Source organism: Streptomyces sp. NPDC048636, assembly GCF_040650655.1.
Taxonomy (GTDB): Bacteria; Actinomycetota; Actinomycetes; order Streptomycetales; family Streptomycetaceae; genus Streptomyces.
This window is the reverse complement of sequence record NZ_JBEZHR010000019.1, coordinates 17,577-33,822: the sequence shown is the minus strand read 5'-3', so window position 1 is coordinate 33,822 and position 16,246 is coordinate 17,577. Positions and strand designations below refer to the sequence as shown.

General features: G+C 71.2%; 12 protein-coding genes. 4 read left to right on the top strand and 8 right to left on the bottom strand.

Annotated elements, in window-relative coordinates:
• Nucleotides 1-6 precede the first annotated feature (6 nt).
• The 7 genes from AB0C66_RS32845 to AB0C66_RS32815 all read right to left on the bottom strand — a co-directional run bounded on the left by AB0C66_RS32845 (nucleotide 7) and on the right by AB0C66_RS32815 (nucleotide 10,609).
• Nucleotides 7-1,554 carry a GMC family oxidoreductase N-terminal domain-containing protein gene (locus tag AB0C66_RS32845; protein ID WP_362447072.1) on the bottom strand — a complete coding sequence of 516 codons (1,548 nt, stop codon included), beginning with the start codon at nucleotides 1,552-1,554 and terminating at the stop codon, nucleotides 7-9.
• A 23-nt stretch (nucleotides 1,555-1,577) separates the two neighbouring features.
• The gene (locus AB0C66_RS32840) at nucleotides 1,578-3,122 is read right to left on the bottom strand and encodes an amino acid permease (RefSeq protein WP_362447069.1); all 1,545 of its coding nucleotides are present in this window, start codon (nucleotides 3,120-3,122) and stop codon (nucleotides 1,578-1,580) included.
• Between the two features lie 15 nt (nucleotides 3,123-3,137).
• Nucleotides 3,138-4,604, bottom strand: a complete 1,467-nt coding sequence (locus tag AB0C66_RS32835) for an aldehyde dehydrogenase family protein (RefSeq protein ID WP_362447066.1) — start codon at nucleotides 4,602-4,604, stop codon at nucleotides 3,138-3,140.
• A complete protein-coding gene (locus AB0C66_RS32830; protein WP_362447063.1) occupies nucleotides 4,601-5,764 on the bottom strand; it encodes an aromatic ring-hydroxylating dioxygenase subunit alpha in 1,164 nt (387 codons plus the stop codon). The genes AB0C66_RS32835 and AB0C66_RS32830 overlap by 4 nt, the downstream gene beginning before the upstream one ends.
• Before the next feature lie 107 nt (nucleotides 5,765-5,871).
• Entirely contained in the window at nucleotides 5,872-8,361 is a 2,490-nt protein-coding gene (locus AB0C66_RS32825) for an FAD-dependent oxidoreductase (RefSeq protein WP_362447060.1), read from the bottom strand.
• Nucleotides 8,358-9,443, bottom strand: coding sequence for an S-(hydroxymethyl)mycothiol dehydrogenase (locus AB0C66_RS32820; RefSeq protein WP_362447057.1), 1,086 nt, complete (start codon nucleotides 9,441-9,443; stop codon nucleotides 8,358-8,360). The genes AB0C66_RS32825 and AB0C66_RS32820 overlap by 4 nt, the downstream gene beginning before the upstream one ends.
• A gap of 368 nt (nucleotides 9,444-9,811) precedes the next feature.
• Nucleotides 9,812-10,609 (bottom strand): IclR family transcriptional regulator, encoded by a 798-nt coding sequence (locus AB0C66_RS32815; protein ID WP_362447054.1) that lies wholly within the window; start codon nucleotides 10,607-10,609, stop codon nucleotides 9,812-9,814.
• A gap of 149 nt (nucleotides 10,610-10,758) precedes the next feature.
• Here AB0C66_RS32815 and AB0C66_RS32810 point away from each other — a divergent pair, with 149 nt between their 5' ends.
• A complete protein-coding gene (locus tag AB0C66_RS32810; RefSeq protein WP_362447051.1) occupies nucleotides 10,759-11,121 on the top strand; it encodes a bifunctional 3-phenylpropionate/cinnamic acid dioxygenase ferredoxin subunit in 363 nt (120 codons plus the stop codon).
• A complete protein-coding gene (locus AB0C66_RS32805) occupies nucleotides 11,118-12,314 on the top strand; it encodes an FAD-dependent oxidoreductase (protein WP_362447048.1) in 1,197 nt (398 codons plus the stop codon). Before AB0C66_RS32810 ends, AB0C66_RS32805 begins: the two co-directional genes overlap by 4 nt.
• Here the strand turns inward: AB0C66_RS32805 and AB0C66_RS32800 are convergent.
• Nucleotides 12,262-12,693 (bottom strand): hypothetical protein, encoded by a 432-nt coding sequence (locus AB0C66_RS32800; RefSeq protein ID WP_362447045.1) that lies wholly within the window; start codon nucleotides 12,691-12,693, stop codon nucleotides 12,262-12,264. The genes AB0C66_RS32805 and AB0C66_RS32800 overlap by 53 nt on opposite strands.
• A 374-nt stretch (nucleotides 12,694-13,067) precedes the next feature.
• Here AB0C66_RS32800 and AB0C66_RS32795 point away from each other — a divergent pair, with 374 nt between their 5' ends.
• Nucleotides 13,068-15,821: a nitrate- and nitrite sensing domain-containing protein gene (locus AB0C66_RS32795; protein WP_362447042.1), complete on the top strand. Its 2,754-nt coding sequence runs from the start codon at nucleotides 13,068-13,070 to the stop codon at nucleotides 15,819-15,821.
• Nucleotides 15,818-16,246 (top strand): roadblock/LC7 domain-containing protein, encoded by a 429-nt coding sequence (locus AB0C66_RS32790; protein ID WP_254747528.1) that lies wholly within the window; start codon nucleotides 15,818-15,820, stop codon nucleotides 16,244-16,246. The genes AB0C66_RS32795 and AB0C66_RS32790 overlap by 4 nt, the downstream gene beginning before the upstream one ends.

Sequence of the window (16,246 nt, the reverse complement as noted above, 5' to 3'; positions counted from 1 at the left end):
GCTCGGCTAGACCCCCTGCTTGATCATGTCGGCGCACTTTTCGCCGATCATCATCGTGGTGATGCACGGGTTGACGGCGACCAGATGCGGCATCACCGAGCCGTCGCACACCCGCAGCCCGCTCACCCCCTTCACCCGCAGCCGGGGGTCGAGCGGTGCCGAAGGGTCGTCCGGCGCTCCCATCTTCACCGTGCACGCCGGGTGGTAGACGGTGTTGTGGGTGTCACGGATGTACCCGAAGAGCTCCTCGTCGGTGTTCACCTCCGGGCCGGGGGCGAGTTCGGCCCCCGCCCACTCGGCCAGCGCGGGCCGGGCCGCGATCTCCCGTGCCAGCCGCAGCCCGTACGTCATCACGCGGATGTCGTGTTCATGGGTGAAGTAGCGGGGGTCCACCCGGGGTTTGTCGCGGAAGTCGCGGGTGCGCAGCCGGACGGTGCCGGTGGAGCGGGCGCGGGTCACATTGGGGGTGAGGCAGAAGGCGTTCTCCGAGGTCGGGTAGCCGCGCCGGTAGGTGTTCATGTCGAACGGCACCGAGCCGTAGTGGAACATCAGGTCCGGCCGGTCCAGACCCGGTTCGGTACCCGCGAAGACGCCGATCTCCCACCACTGGGTGGAGCTGGTGACCATGGGCTGCTTCGCCTCCCACATGATCACGCCCTCCGGGTGGTCCTGGAGGTTCTCACCGACGCCCGGGGCGTCCACTGCCACGTCGATGCCCACCTCGCGCAGCTGACCGGCCGGGCCGATACCGGAGAGCATCAGCAGCTTCGGGGAGTCGATGGCGCCACAGGAAACGATCACCTCCCGCCGCGCCCGCACCCGGAGGGTGTGGATCAGATCGGGGGAGAGGCAGTCGACCCCGCGGCAGTGCCGGTCCGTATCCAGTACCAGCTGTTTCGCCTGCACCCCGGTGCGGATCTCCAGATTGGGCCGCTTCCCCATGATCGGGTGGAGATAGGCGACCGAGGACGACTGACGGGTGTTGTTCTCATCGGAGTTGATCTGGAACCAGTGGGCACCGCGGACCACCGTGGTGCCGGTGTTGAACGGAGTGGTGGGAATGCCCGCCTCGGCACACGCCGCCAGCAGCGCGGCCCCGCACGGATCCTTCGGCGGTACGGTGCGGATGGTGACCGGGCCGCCGCGCCCGTGGTGGTCGCCGGGCGCGTCGTTGGTCTCCAGACGGCGGTACAGGGGAAAGGTCTCATCGGCGTTCCAGCCCGTACAGCCGCCCGCCGCCCACTCGTTGAGGTCCTCGGCCGGGGCCCAGAAGGCGATACAGGAGTTGTGGGACGAGCAGCCGCCGAGGACCTTGGCGCGGGCGTGCCGCATGAAGCTGTTGCCGGACTCCTGCGGTTCGATGGGGTAGTCCCAGTCGTAGCCGGACTCCAGCAGTCCCATCCAGCGGTCCAGCCGCAGTACGTTGTCGTCGCCGACGTCGGAGGGGCCCGCCTCCAGCAGACACACCGTGACCGAGGGGTCCTCGCTCAGCCGCGCCGCGACCACATTGCCGGCCGTACCGCCGCCGACCACCACATAGTCGAACTCGTCCATGGCTCTCTCCTCCTTCGGTCCGTTCAGTCGCTGACGGCGGGGACCGGGGTACCGGACGGTTCGCCGCCGTCCACGGCCGCGTGCTCGGCCAGCACGCCGGTGCGGTGGCGCTGGACGAACCAGTAGTAGGCGAAGCCGCCGAGCGCGACGGTCCCCACGAAGAGGAACGCGCCCCAGCGCAGATACCAGTGGTGCGGGGGAGCCGCGTTGTAGACCGCGTCCCGGGGCCAGGCGAGGTTGAGCATCATCCCCGCGCCCCACAGCACCGCGAGCAGATTGACCGGCAGTCCGAAACGGCCCAGGGAGAACCGCCCCTCACCGGCCGGGGTCCACTTCCCGCGCAGCCGCGCCACCAGCATCGGCAGGGTCACCAGCAGATAGGCGAGATAGATCATGATGATGCCGATACTGGTCACCACCGAGAAGATCTGCGGCTGGCGGATGTTGACGGCCAGTACGGCCAGCGCGAGCACCCCCACGATCACCGCGGGCAGCACCGGGGTCTTGAACCGCGGGCTGACCCGGGCCATCAGCGAGGCCGCGGGCAGGTTGTTGTCCCGCGCCATCGCGAACGCCAGCCGTACGGCGGCGGTGTGCACGGCCAGCGCGCATACGGTCACCGCGATCAGTACGCACCACAGCATCGCCTTGCCGACCGTCGAGCCCAGGACGTCGAGCACGATGTACTGGAGTCCGTCGGTGGACAGCCCCTCGCCGGTCAGACTGCCCACGCTCATCAGCGCCAGCAGCAGGATCAGCCCGCCCAGCACGAAGGAGGCGATGAGCGCGCGCAGGATGGCGCGGGGCGCGTTGCGCGAGGGGTCCAGGGACTCCTCACCGAGCGAGGCGGCCGTGTCGAAGCCGTACATCACATACGCGGAGGCGAGCGAGGCGGTGAGGAAGGCGCCCAGATAGCCGAGGCTCTGGCCGGAGCCGGTGTGCGCGGTCTCGGTGACCACCTCCGGGCCGCGCACCACATGGACGGCGAAGAGCACGATCAGCACCACGGTGGCGACGAGTTCGAGGAAGACGCCCGCGGTGTTGATCCGCGCCATCAGCTTGACCCCGAAGGCGTTGACCAGGGTGGTGAAGAGGATGAGTACCGCGGCCAGCAGCACCGCGTTGGCCGCCGTGTCGTACTGTCCGCTGCCGTCCCCGACGAACTGGAACGACGAGGAGATCTGCGGCAGCGTCAGCTGGTACGCCAGGGCCACCGCGGCCAGCGACACGATCGAGGCGACCAGCATCATCCACCCGGCGAGCCAGCCCACATGGGCGTTGCCCAGCCGTTTGGACCAGTTGTAGACCGAGCCCGCGACCGGATAGCGGGCGGCCAGTTCGGCGAAGCACAGCGCCACCATGAGCTGTCCGGCGAAGACCATCGGCCAGGACCACCAGTAGGCGGGCCCGCCCTGGCCGTAGCCGAAGTAGAAGAGCTGGAAGGTGCCGGTGAGGATGGAGATATAGCTGATCCCGGCGGCGAAGGTGTGGAAGTTGCCGAGTGTTCTCTTCAGTTCGGGGCGGTAGCCGAACTCCGCGAGTTCGGCGTCATCGTGGGAAGGGGGCATGTGCGGACTCCAAATTCAGGCGAACCAGCCCTGGGCACGGGGGCGGGTGTTGCGCCAGATGTGCTTGGCCTCGCGGTACTCCGCGAGACCGCTGGGCCCCAGTTCCCGTCCGGTCCCGGACTGTTTGAACCCGCCCCACTCCGCCTGCGGCAGATAGGGGTGGTAGTCGTTGATCCATACGGTGCCCAGCCGCAGCCGGGACGCGACCCGGTGCGCCCGGCCCTCGTCACCGGACCACACCGCCCCCGCGAGTCCGTAGATGGTGTCATTGGCCAGCCGTACCGCCTCGTCCTCGGAGGCGAAACGTTCCACCGTGAGCACCGGCCCGAAGGACTCGTCGGCCAGTACCGACATTCCACTGTGGCACTCGTCCAGCACGGTCGGCCGGTAGTAGAAGCCGTCCGCCAGGGCCGGGTCGTCCGGCCGGGCCCCGCCGCAGCGCAGCCGCGCCCCCTCCGCGATCCCCGCCGCCACATACGCCTCGATCTTTGCCCGGTGCGCGGCCGAGATCAGCGGACCGGTCTGGGCGTGCGCGTCGAACGGCCCACCCAGCCGGATCGCCTCGGCACGGCGCACCACCTCGTCGACGAAGGCGTCGTGCAGCGAGTCCTCCACCAGCAGCCGGGCACCGGCCGAGCAGACCTGTCCGGAGTGGAGGAAGACCGCGGTGAGCGCGTAGTCCACGGCCGCCTCGAAGTCGGCGTCTGCGAAGACCACATTGGGGTTCTTGCCGCCCAGCTCGAGTGAGGTCCGTTTGACCGTGCCCGAGGCCGCGGCCATGATGCGCCGCCCGGTCCGCAGTCCGCCGGTGAAGGACACCATGTCCACATCGGGGCTGTCGGTGAGCGGCGCCCCGGCCTCCGCCCCGGGGCCGAGCACCAGATTGGCCACCCCCTCCGGCAGCCCCGCCTCCATCAGCAGCCGCATCAGGGCGATGGCGGTGCTCGGGGTCAGCTCACTGGGCTTGAGGACGAAGGTGTTGCCCCCGGCCAGCGCGGGCGCCACTTTCCACGAGGTCTGCAACAGCGGATAGTTCCACGGCGTGATCAGGGCACAGACCCCGACCGGCTCATGGACCACCCGGCTGACGGCGTGCTCGACACCGGTGTCCACCTCCCGGTCCACCTCGGTGCGCACCAGCCTGCCGTAGTAGCGGAAACAGGCCGCGACATCGTCGATGTCGAGTTCGCTCTCGGCCAGCCGTTTCCCGGTGTCCAGGGATTCGGCGCGGGCGAGCGCGGCCCGGTCCCGCTCCAGCAGCTCCGCCACCCGCAGCAGCAGATCACCGCGGGCGGCCGCCGGGGTGTGGGGCCACGGCCCCCGGTCGAACGCCTCCCGGGCGGCGGCCACCGCCTCGGCCGCGTCCTTGCCGCCGCCCTCGTCGACGACCGCCACCAGACGGCCGTCGGCGGGGCAGCGGATCTCCCGGGTGCGCTGGTCGATCGCTCCGGTCCACTGGCCACCTATGAAGAGATCAGTCACGGGCGTTCCTCCGCTTCCGGGGTGGGGACATGGTCGGTCACCCACTGGTGGAAGGCGCCGATGTGATGCTCGCTGGGGACGAGCACCCCGCCGCGCCGGTATGCCCGCGAGTCCATCGCGGGCTGGGTGCGCTCACAGGCGTCGAAGTCCTGGGTGTTGACGCGGTGAAAGAGCTCGACCGACTTCGACAGGTCCGCCTCGGAGGCGGAGGCCACGACGTCCGGTGCGTAGAGCCAGTCGCACTCCACCAGGGTGCGGTCGGCGGCGAGCGGGAACATCCGGTGGACGATCACATGGTCGGGCACCAGGTTGACGAACACCTGCGGCCGTACCGTGATCGCGTAGTAGCGGCGGTCCTGTTCCTCGGCGATCCCGGTGATCCGGCCGAAGCCCGCGCTGCCGTCCACCGTGAACCCCTCGGCCTCCTCGGCGAACTCCGCGCCATGACCGACGAAGTACTGTGCGGCCAGACCGTCGGCGAACTCCGGGAGCACCTCGGTGAGTTCCGGGTGGATCGTCGCGCAGTGGTAGCACTCCATGAAGTTCTCGACGATCAGCTTCCAGTTGGCCCGGATGTCATAGCTGATCCGGCGGCCGAGGGCCAGCGTCGACACCTCGTAGCGCTCCACCGCCTCGGCGTCGCCCAGCCGTTCGGCGACCGATCCGATCACCGTCTCCTCGAAGGACGGCGGCCGGTCGGCCAGACACACCCAGGCGTAGCCGAGCCATTCGCGCAGGGCCACCGGGATCAGTCCGCGTTCCACCCGGTCGATATCGGGCATCTTCTGGAGGTTGGGGGCGGCGGTGAGCTTGCCGTCCAGATCGTAGGTCCAGGCGTGGTACGGGCACTGGAGCGAGCGCCGGACGGTGCCGGACTCCTCGGTGCACAGCCGGGCGCCGCGGTGACGGCAGACATTGAGGAACGCGCGGAGTTCACCCCGGCGGTTGCGGGTGATCAGCACACTCTCCCGGCCGACCTGCACGGTGCGGAAGGCTCCGGGCCGGTCCAGGTCGGCGCCGCGTACGGCGCAGTACCACAGGGCCTCGAACAGGTGCTCCTGCTCCTGCCGGAAGATTCCGGGAGAGGTGTACCAGTGGCCGGGGAGAGTGGTGAGCAGACTGGGGGATGTGGCGGCAGGGGATTCGGGAGCCACAGTCATGGGGGTTCTCCTCAGGCGGGCGCGGCGGTCGGCCGGCGGGGTCGAAGAGCTCGAGGGGATACGGAGGGAATCTCTGCGGACGGCGAGGTGCCACGGACGCCGGGGGGTCAGCGGCGGATCCGGGTCATCCGCGGGTCGAAGAGGGGCTCCGCGGCGACGGTCGCGGGGACCTTCTCACCGAAGTACTCGATGTGCACGGCGGTGCCGGGCACGGCGGCCGCGGCGGGCAGCCAGGCGTAGGCGACGGTGCGGCCGACGGTGTAGCCGTAGGCCGCGCTGGTCACATAGCCCGCGGGCGCGCCGTCGACGAACACCGGCTCGCTGCCCATGACCAGGGCGGCCGGATCGTCCAGGGTGAGACAGGTCAGCCTGCGCCGCGCGGTCTCCTCGGAGCGGCCCTCCAAGGCGGCTCGCCCGATGAACTCGCCCTTGTCCATCCGGACGGCGAAGCCCACTCCGGCCTCGTACGGGTCGTGCTCGGTGGTCATGTCATGGCCCCAGGCGCGGTACCCCTTCTCCAGCCGCAGGCTGTTGAAGGCCGAGCGCCCGGCGGCGATCACACCGTGCCGCTGACCCGCCTCCCAGAGGGTGTCCCACAGCCGCAGGCCCATATCGGCGGTGGTGTACAGCTCCCAGCCCAGTTCGCCGACGTAGCTCAGCCGCATCGCGGTGACCGGCACATGGCCGATGTGGGTCTGCCGGGCCTTGAAGTAGCCGAACGCGCCATGGGAGAAGTCGTCGCGGGTGAGCGGCTGGACCAGCTCCCGGGCGAGCGGGCCCCACACCCCGATGCACGCGGTACCCGGGGTGATGTCGGTGATGTGCACTCCCCCAGTCTCCGACGGGGAGGTGCCCCCTTCCGGTGCGTGGCGCAGCAGCCAGTCCAGGTCCAGGCCACCGTTGGCGCCCACCTGGAAGCGGTTCTCCGCCAGCCGGGCGACGGTAAGATCGCTGCGCACGCCCCCGGCCTCGTCCAGCAGCAGGGTGTAGGTGACCGCACCGGGCTTCTTCGCCAGCTGGTTGGTGGTCATCCGCTGGAGGAAGGCGAGCGCGCCGCGTCCGCTGACCTCCAGCCGCTTGAGCGGCGTCATGTCGTACAGCGCGACACGCTCCCGGGTGACCCGGGCCTCGGCGGCGGCGATCGGCGACCAGTAGCGGGCCGACCAGGCGTCGCGCGGGGGCAGTTGGACACCCTCGGCGAGCCCGGCGTTGGCCTCGTACCAGTGCGGCCGCTCCCAGCCGCCGCCCTCCAGGAAGTACGCGCCCAGCTCCCGCTGCCGGATGTGGAAGGGGCTGACCCGCAGGGGGCGGGGCCGCTCCATGGGCTGAAGCGGGTGGATGACGTCATAGACCTCGACGAAGTTCTGGGCGCCGCGTTCGGCCACATAGGCGGGGGAGCGCTGGGCGTCCTCGAAGCGGTAGAGATCGCAGCCGTGCACATCCGTGCTCGGGCGCCCGTCGGTCATCCATTCGGCGACGGCCTTGGCGACGCCCGCGGAGTGGGTGACCCACACCGCCTCGGCCAGCCAGAAGCCGCGCACCTCGCGGGACTCGCCGAGCACCGGCATACCGTCGGGGGTGAAGGAGAAGACGCCGTTGAACCCCTCCTCGACATGGCTGGCGCCGAGCGCGGGCAGCAGTCCGACGCTCTCTTCCCAGCTGGGCGCGAAATCCTCCGCGGTGAACGGCAGCGAGGACGGCATCACGGGGGCGTCGTCGTAGGCGGGCACCTCGGCCAGGTCGACCGGTATCGGACGGTGGGCGTAGGTGCCGATGCCGATGCGGTCGGTGTGCTCGCGGTAGTACAGATCGCGGTCCTGGAAGCGCAGGATGGGCCGGTTCGCCTCGGTGCGCGGGTCGTTCAGCCCGGCGAGCTCGGGCAGCGGCGCGGTCTTGGCGTACTGGTGCGCAAGCGGCAGCAGCGGAACCGGCACCCCGGCCATCGCGCCGATCCGCGGGCCCCAGAATCCGGCGGCGGAGACCACGATGTCGGCGTCGAACCGGCCCCGGTCGGTGACCACCCCGGTGACCCGGCCGTCCTCCTGCTCGATCCCGGTCACGGTGTGCCGGTCCAGGAAGCGGGCGCCGCGCTCGGTGGCCCGCTCCAGCTGGGCGCGGGAGGCGAGCAGGGCGCGGGCGAGTCCGTCGTCCGGGGTGTGCAGCCCGCCGAAGATCTTCTCCTGGTCCAGCAGCGGCCACAGCTCGGCGCAGCGGGCCGGGGTGAGCAGTTCGGCCCGTACGCCCCAGGAGGCGGCGAGTCCGGCCTTGCGGTGCAGATCGGCCCAGCGCTCCTCGCTGGTGGCGATCTCCAGCCCGCCCACCGGGTTGAAGCAGGACAGCCCGTCCACCTCGAGGGCGGAGAACTTCCGCACGGTGTAGGCGGCGAAGTCGGTGAGGGTCTTGGAGGGGCTGGTCTGGAAGACCAGTCCGGGCGCGTGCGAGGTGGAGCCGCCGGGGGCCAGCAGCGGCCCCTGCTCCAGGACGGTGACCTCGCTCCAGCCGCGGGCGGTCAGCTCGTCGGCCAGCGAGCAGCCGACGATACCGGCGCCGACGATGACGACGCGTCCGCGCGGCCCGCCGAGGGCTTCGGTGCTCACAGGACCACCACCGAACGCAGTACCTCGCCGCGCTGCATCTTGGCGAACGCCGGTTCCACCTCGTCCAGTGCGATGGTCTCGGTGATGAACGCCTCCAGGTCCAGCTTGCGGCTGAGATGGAGGTCGACCAGGACGGGGAAGTCCCGGCTGGGCAGGCAGTCCCCGTACCACGACGACTTGAGGGCGCCGCCGCGGGAGAACAGGTCGATCAGCGGCAGGTCGATCCGCATCTCCGGATCCGGCACCCCGACCTGCACCAGCACTCCGGCGTGGTCGCGCATATAGAAGCCCTGCCGGTAGGTCTCGGGGCGGCCCACCGCGTCGATGACCACATCGGCGCCGAAGCCGCCGGTCAGCTCGCGCACCGCCTCGATCGGGTCGGTACCGCGGGAGTTGACGGTGTCGGTGGCGCCGAAGCGGGTGGCCGCGTCCAGCTTCTTGTCGTCGATGTCGACCGCGATCACCCGGCGGGCCCCGGCGAGCGAGGCGCCGGTGATGGCCGCGTTGCCGACCCCGCCGCAGCCGATGACGGCCACCGTGTCCCCGTTGGAGACCTGGCCGGTGTGGACGGCCGCGCCGTAACCGGCCATCACCCCACAGCCGATCAGGCCCGCCGCCTCGGGGCGGGCGGATGGGTCGATCTTGACCGCCTGGCCCGCCGCGACCAGCGTCTTCTCGGCGAACGCCCCGATGCCCAGGGCCGGGCTGAGCGGGGTGCCGTCCGCGAGGGTCATCGGCTGGGCGGCGTTGCGGCTGTCGAAGCAGTACCAGGGGCGGCCCCGGCGGCAGGAGCGGCAGCCGCCGCAGGGGGCCCGCCAGGCCAGGACGACATAGTCGCCGGGGGCGAGCCCGCTGACACCCGGCCCCACGGCCTCGATGGTCCCCGCCGCCTCGTGCCCCAGCAGATACGGGAACTCGTCACTGATCGCGCCCTCCCGGTAGTGCAGATCGGTGTGGCACACCCCGCACGCCTGGACGGCCACCAGCACCTCGCCGGGGCCGGGATCGGGCACGATGATCGGCACCACCTCCACGGGGGCACCCTTTTTGACCGCGACGACGGCGCGGGCTTCTTGCGGCATGGCTCACTCCTCTGTTCTCCTGCGCTCGCAGGGACCGGTGCGTGGGGAGCTGGCATGGCGGACTCGAGATGCGGGGAATCCGACCGGTTCAACGGTCTTTGGTTACCCTCGAGTTGCGTATAGCGCGGCGTGTTGCGCGATGGGAGACATCCTGAAAGTCGCTCCCCCGTGCGTCAAGAGGTGCGCGTAAACCGCCTGCAAAGGTGCGTTGCCGCGAGGTTTCACGGCCGCTCACGCGCCTGTCGGCGCGGGATCCGGAGGACGATCCGGCGGGGACCGGCGGGCCTTTTCGCGGACACGCGGACATGACGAGGGGGCCGGACGGATCCGGCCCCCTGGTGGTGCGGGTGGTGGTGTCGATGCGGCGGTCAGCCGGGGAAGCCCATCCGCCGGGACAGCTCCTCGGCCGTCTTCACGGCGTACTCCGCCAGGTCGGGCAGTCGGCTCTGGGCCATCCGGTAGGCCGGGCCCGAGACGCCGATCGCCCCGATGACCACACCGTCGTGGCCGCGCACCGGCGCCGCCACCGCGTTCAGCCCGATCTCCAGCTCCTCGCAGGAGTAGGCGAAGCCGCGCTCGGCGGCCGTCTCCAGCTGCTGCCGCAGCTCGGCGGCGATGGTGATGGTGTGCTCGGTGAACCGCGGCAGCTTCCGGGTCACCAGCCGCTCCCGCCGCTCGCCGGTCAGATGGGCGAGCAGCACCTTGCCGCTCGCGGTCGCGTGCAGCGCGGTCCGGCGGCCGAGCCAGTTGAAGGCGGTGACCGCCGCGGCGCCGCGCGCCTGCATGATGTTGACCGCGGCGTCCCCGTCCAGCACGGCGATATTGGCCGTCTCGCCGGTCTCGTCGGCCAGCTCCCGGCACACCGGGGCGCCCTCCTGCGAGATGTCCAGCCGGATGGCGGCGGCGCCCGCGAGTCTGAGCACCCCCGCGCCCAGGTAGTACTTCCCGCGTTCGCGCTCCTGGGCGACCAGGCCGCGGTTCTCCAGCACGCCGAGCAGCCGGAAGGCGGTCGACTTGTGCACCCCCAGCTCGTCGGCGATCTCGGTCACTCCGGCTTCGCCCAGTTTGGCGAGGATCTCCAGGACGCTCACCGCCCTGTCCACCGATTGCACTGCCCCGGCGGCCCCCCGCTTCTCCTCGGCCCGGTCCTCGGTCGTGTTCGTCATGGGTCTGATCTCACCATCCGGCGGCTTCGCGTGGGGTCCCTCGGCAAGGAACTCTTGACGGCTGCCTTCCCGATCTGGATTCTGTTGCGCATCGCGCTTTGCGATGCGCCATTCAGAACGCATGATACCGATCAACGTGAGGGGGGCCAATGATTCCCGTCTGCCGTATCGAGGACCTGCCGGAGGGTGAGTCGGTGCGTGTCGAGGCCGGCGACGCCGGTGGGCCGATCGCCGTGTTCCACTCCGAGGGCGCGTTCTACGCCATCGACGACACATGCAGCCACCAGGACGCCTCCCTCTCGGAAGGCTGGCTGGAGGGCTGCTACGTCGAATGCCCGCTGCACGCCGCCCTGTTCGACCTGCGCTCCGGGATGCCCACCTGCCTGCCCGCCCGCAAGCCCGTACGGACCCACGCAGTCACCGTCGTCGACGGAATGCTGTATGTCCACCCCGCGGTGCACACCGTTCCCGCCGAGCCCGTGCACGCGGTCCAGGAAGAAGCCGTCGCATGAGGACGGTCACCGTCGTCGGTGCCTCGCTCGCCGGACTGCACGCGGCGCGGGGCCTGCGCTCCCACGGCTTCGACGGGCGGCTGGTCATCGTCGGTGAGGAGCGCCACCGGCCCTACGACCGCCCGCCCCTGTCCAAGGAATTCCTCACCCGCCCCGGCGACCCGGGCGGCGACCCGGGACCGCTCGCCCTGACCGACCCCGAGGACGAGGCCGAGCTGGCCGCCGAGTGGCTGCTCGGCGTCCGGGCCGAGGCGCTGGACCCGGCCGCGGGCGAGATCCGCCTCGCCGACGGCCGCACCCTCCGCACCGACGGGGTGGTCATCGCCACCGGGGCCGCGCCCCGCACCCTGCGCGCCACGGCCCTCCCCGGGGTGCACACCCTGCGCACCCTCGACGACGCCGCCCGGCTCCGCGCCGAGCTGCGCGCGGGCGCCGCTCGCGCGGTGGTGATCGGCGCCGGGTTCATCGGCGCCGAGGTCGCCTCTTCCTGTGCCGCGCTCGGACTCGATGTCACCGTGGTCGAGGCCGCCCCGCTGCCGCTGGTGCCCCAGCTCGGTACGGAACTGGCCGAGGTCTGCGCCGAACTGCACCGCGCCGGCGGGGTGACCCTGCTGTGCGGCACCCAGGTGGCCACCCTGCGCGGCACCGACCGGGTCACCGGTGTGGAGCTCGCCGACGGCCGGGTGCTCCCGGCCGATGTGGTGGTCGTCGGCATCGGGGTGCGCCCGGTCACCGGCTGGCTGGAGGGCTCCGGTCTGCGGCTCGACGACGGGGTGCTGTGCGACGAGGGCTGTGTCACCGCACTGCCCAATGTGGTGGCCGTCGGGGACGTGGCCCGGCTCGCCCGGCCCGGCACCGGAGCCACCGTCCGCGCCGAGCACTGGACCAGCGGTATGGAACAGGGCGGGGTGGCCGCCCGCAATCTGCTCGCCGGATCCACCGTCGAGCCGTTCACCGCGCTGCCCTACTTCTGGTCCGACCAGTACGGCGCCCGTATCCAGTACGCCGGGCGGCGCCACCCCGGCGACACCGTCCGTATCGACGAGGGCGACCCCGCCGACCCCGGAGCCGGACTGCTGGCCGTCTACGAACGGGAGGGCGTCCCCACCGCCGTGCTCGGCGTCAGCCGACCCCGGCCCTTCATGCGGCTGCGCCGCGAGCTCGCCCGCGCTCCGCAGCCGGCCGCGAGGTGACCCGCTCCGCCCTGCGCGCCTCCCGGCGCTGACGGCGCAGCTCCCGCGCCGTGCTGCTGGGCCGGGACACCACCCCGTAGCGCTGGTTCCAGACCTGGCGGGTCACCCACACATCCAGCACACCCCAGGTGGCCACCACCGTGCTCGCCACCGTGGCGAGCACGGCGGGGAAGGCGAACCACGACCCGGCGAAGGTGCACAGCACCGCCACCATCGCCTGCACCAGCGCCACCGCCACGATGATCACCGCCCGCACCGCCGCCGTGCGGACCGGGTCGGGCAGCCGTCTGCGACGGGCCGGCTCCTCGGTCCACAGCGGCCGGATCGCCCGCGCCGGGATGTCGCGATCCTTGTCCATCGCGTCCTGTACGGCATCCATGACGCTCCCACCCCTTTCCGCGGCCGCCCCGGCCCGCCCGTCCACTAAGCGGTACTTGGGACGTATGCCCCCCTGATGTCCCGCATAACGTCACGAACGGTGGACACCGGAAGTTCCCCTCCGCGGAACACGGGGAGGGGAAATCCGGCCAAGCCCTTTCGGCCGCGGCCCCGGAGGATCGGCAGGTCAGTGCCAAGTACCGGGGGGTAAGTCGGACAATCGCCCGACAACTCCCGATCATGAAGGGTGGGTTGATCACTGCATCAACCGGACACCCCTTCGAGATGGCCAACCGGCAGTAGTAGGCTCGCGCCCGCTCGTTGTCGGAACATCGAACACCGCCCCCGGGCACGGGGGTTGACGTTGGGGAGGCCATGCGCTTTCGCGGGAAGTCCATCCGCCGGAAGATCGTGGCGCTGTTGCTGGTGCCGCTTGTCTCACTGACGGCAATCTGGGCCTTCGCTACAGTGATCACCGGTCGTGAGGCCATGCAGCTGCTGGACGCCTCGGACATCATCGACAAGGCCGGCCAGCCCGCGGAGGACGCGGTGCACGCCGTCCAGAAGGAACGGCGGCAGACGCTCGTCCTGCTCGCGGATCCCCGCCAGTCGGACGCGCTCCCGGTGCTCCACACCCAGCAGCGCAAAACCGACGAGGTCATCGGCAGCCTGCGGGACGCCGCCGCGGACGGCGATGTGCGCGACCTGATGAACGACGACTCCCGGGACCAGCTCGGCGCGATCCTCAAGGCGGCCGACGGCCTCGACAGTCTGCGCCGGAAGGTCGAGGACAACGGCATCACCCGGATCGCAGCATATGAGTACTACAACAAACTCGTCGACCTCTGCTACACCTTCCGCAGTTCGCTGCATGCCGTGCCCGATACCGACCTGGACAAGCAGGGGCGGGCACTGGTCGCGATGATCCGCGCCCGGGAGGCCCTCTCCCGCGAGGACGCCCTGTACGTCTCGGGCCTCACGGCGCGCAAGATGACCCTGGCCGAACTCCAGGCCATGTCCGACCTCATCGCCGAGCGCACCCTGCTCTACGAGACCAACCTGCCGATCCTGCCCGCCTCGGAGCAGAAGATCTTCGCCGACTACCGGCGCACCAACTCCGCCCCCGCCGCGCTGCGGATCGCCGAGGGCAAGATCCTCTCCTCGATGGATCCCAAGGCGGCCATCAAGGCATTGGACCAGGAGCACTGGGAGGCCGCCGCGGGGCCGGTGCTCAACGACTACGACCGGCTCGGCGACGAGGCCACCGAACGGCTCCAGGACCGTATCGACCCGGTCGCCAACAGCGTGCTGCTCAAGGCGGGCGCGGCCGGCATCCTCGGTCTGCTGGCCCTGGTCATCTCGGTCTTCGTCTCGTTCCGGATCGGCCGCGCGCTGGTCCGCGACCTGTCCGGGCTCCGCAAGGACGCCCAGGAGGTCGCCAGCGTCCGGCTGCCCAGCGTGATGCGCCGCCTCGGTGCGGGGGAGACGATCGACATCGAGACCGAGGCGCCCCGGCTCGACTACGGCCCCGATGAGATGGGCCAGGTCGGCCAGGCCGTCAACACCCTCCAGCGGGCCGCGGTCGAGGCCGCCGTCAAACAGGCCGAGCTCCGCCAGGGCGTCTCCGACGTCTTCGTCAACCTCGCCCGCCGAAGCCAGGTGCTGCTGCACCGTCAGCTCACCCTGCTCGACACCATGGAACGGCGCACCGAGGACACCGACGAACTCGCCGACCTGTTCCGCCTGGACCATATGACCACCCGTATGCGGCGGCACGCCGAGGGCCTGGTCATCCTCTCCGGCGCCGCGCCCTCCCGGCAGTGGCGCAAGCCGATCCCGCTGATGGACGTGGTGCGCGCCGCCGTCGCCGAGGTCGAGGACTATGAGCGGGTCGAGGTCCGCAGGATGCCGCGGCTCGCGGTCAACGGCCCGGCCGTCGGTGACCTCACCCACCTCATCGCCGAACTGCTGGAGAACGCCACCGTGTTCTCCCCACCGCACACCGCCGTCCAGGTGCACGGCGAGCGGGTCGCCAAGGGCTTCACCCTGGAGATCCACGACCGCGGCCTCGGGATGACCTCCGACGCGCTGATGGAGGCCAACCTCCGGCTCGCCGAGACCCCCGACTTCGAACTGTCCGACACCGACCGGCTCGGTCTGTTCGTGGTCAGCCGGCTCGCCCAGCGCCAGGGCGTCCGCGTCTCGCTCCAGCCCTCGCCGTACGGCGGCACCACGGCCGTCGTCCTCATCCCGGGCACGCTCCTCAACGACGAGGACGTCATCGACGACGCCGACGACCGCGCCCGCGGCCAGAGTTACGACCGGCTCGGCCCGCAGAGCAGGCTCCAGGCGGTGCAGGAGCGCACCGCCCCGTTCGAGGACCCCTCCGGGGCCCTGCCGCACACCGCGGTCCGGACCGCGCCGCCGATCAACGGACCCGTCGAACTCGAGCCACCGGTCTCACCGCTGGCGGCCGAGGAGATCGTCGAGGACGAGGAACTGGGCGGGATCTTCCGCGCCCGCGGGCTGCCCGGCCAGCGCCCGGCCCCCGACGCCGAGCGGCATCAGCCGGCACCGGATCCGCAGCCGGGCCACGGCGTCGGCCCCGCCCCGCTGCCCCGTCGTGTCCCACCGGTGCTGGTCTCCGACCACGGCCGTCCGGTCGAGGGCAACGCAGGGAGCGGTGGCCGCCACGCCCGTCCGTACAGCATCGACCAGCCCTCCCAGGCCGACCGCCCGGGTCCGGGCAGGGGACCGGCCCCGTCGGTACACGGCCAGGGGCCGGGGTACGGATCGGGCCACACTCCGGGACCGGGTCGCGACCACGGCCCGTCCTGGGCGGGGGAGCGGACGCCCGAACGCCCGGTGCCACCGCCGCGTTCGGCATCCGGACTGCCCAAGCGGGTACGGCAGGCCAACCTGGCTCCGCAGCTGAGGAACGACCCCCCGCAGGGCAACGAGGCGGAAAGGTACCCTGCGGACACCGATCCCGAACGGGACGCCGAACAGGCCAGGGCCACCATGGCATCCCTCCAGCGGGGTTGGCAGCGCGGTCGGCGGCAGACGGGCAACGGTGCCGGAGCGCCGGACACAGCACCTGGAACGACATATGAGGGGGACGGTCGATGACCGCATCGAACGCCGCAGCACGGAACGCCTCGGCACGGACGTCGGGCGAACTCAACTGGCTGCTTGACGAACTGGTCGGACGGGTGGGAAGCATCCGCAAGGCGCTGGTGCTGTCCGGGGACGGTCTGCCCACCGGCGGCTCCCGCGATCTGTCCCGGGAGGACGGTGAGCACCTGGCCGCCGTGGCCTCCGGATTCCACAGCCTCGCCAAGGGCGTCGGCCGCCACTTCGACGTCGGGCGGGTGCGGCAGACCATCATCGAGCTCGACGACGCCTTCCTGTTCGTCACGGCCGCGGGCGACGGCAGCTGTCTGGCGGTGCTCGCCGACGCCGACTCCGATGTCGGGCAGGTGGCCTACGAGATGACGCTGCTGGTCAAGCGGGTGGGCGCCCATCTGGGCTCCGCTCCGCGCGCCGGCGGGTAA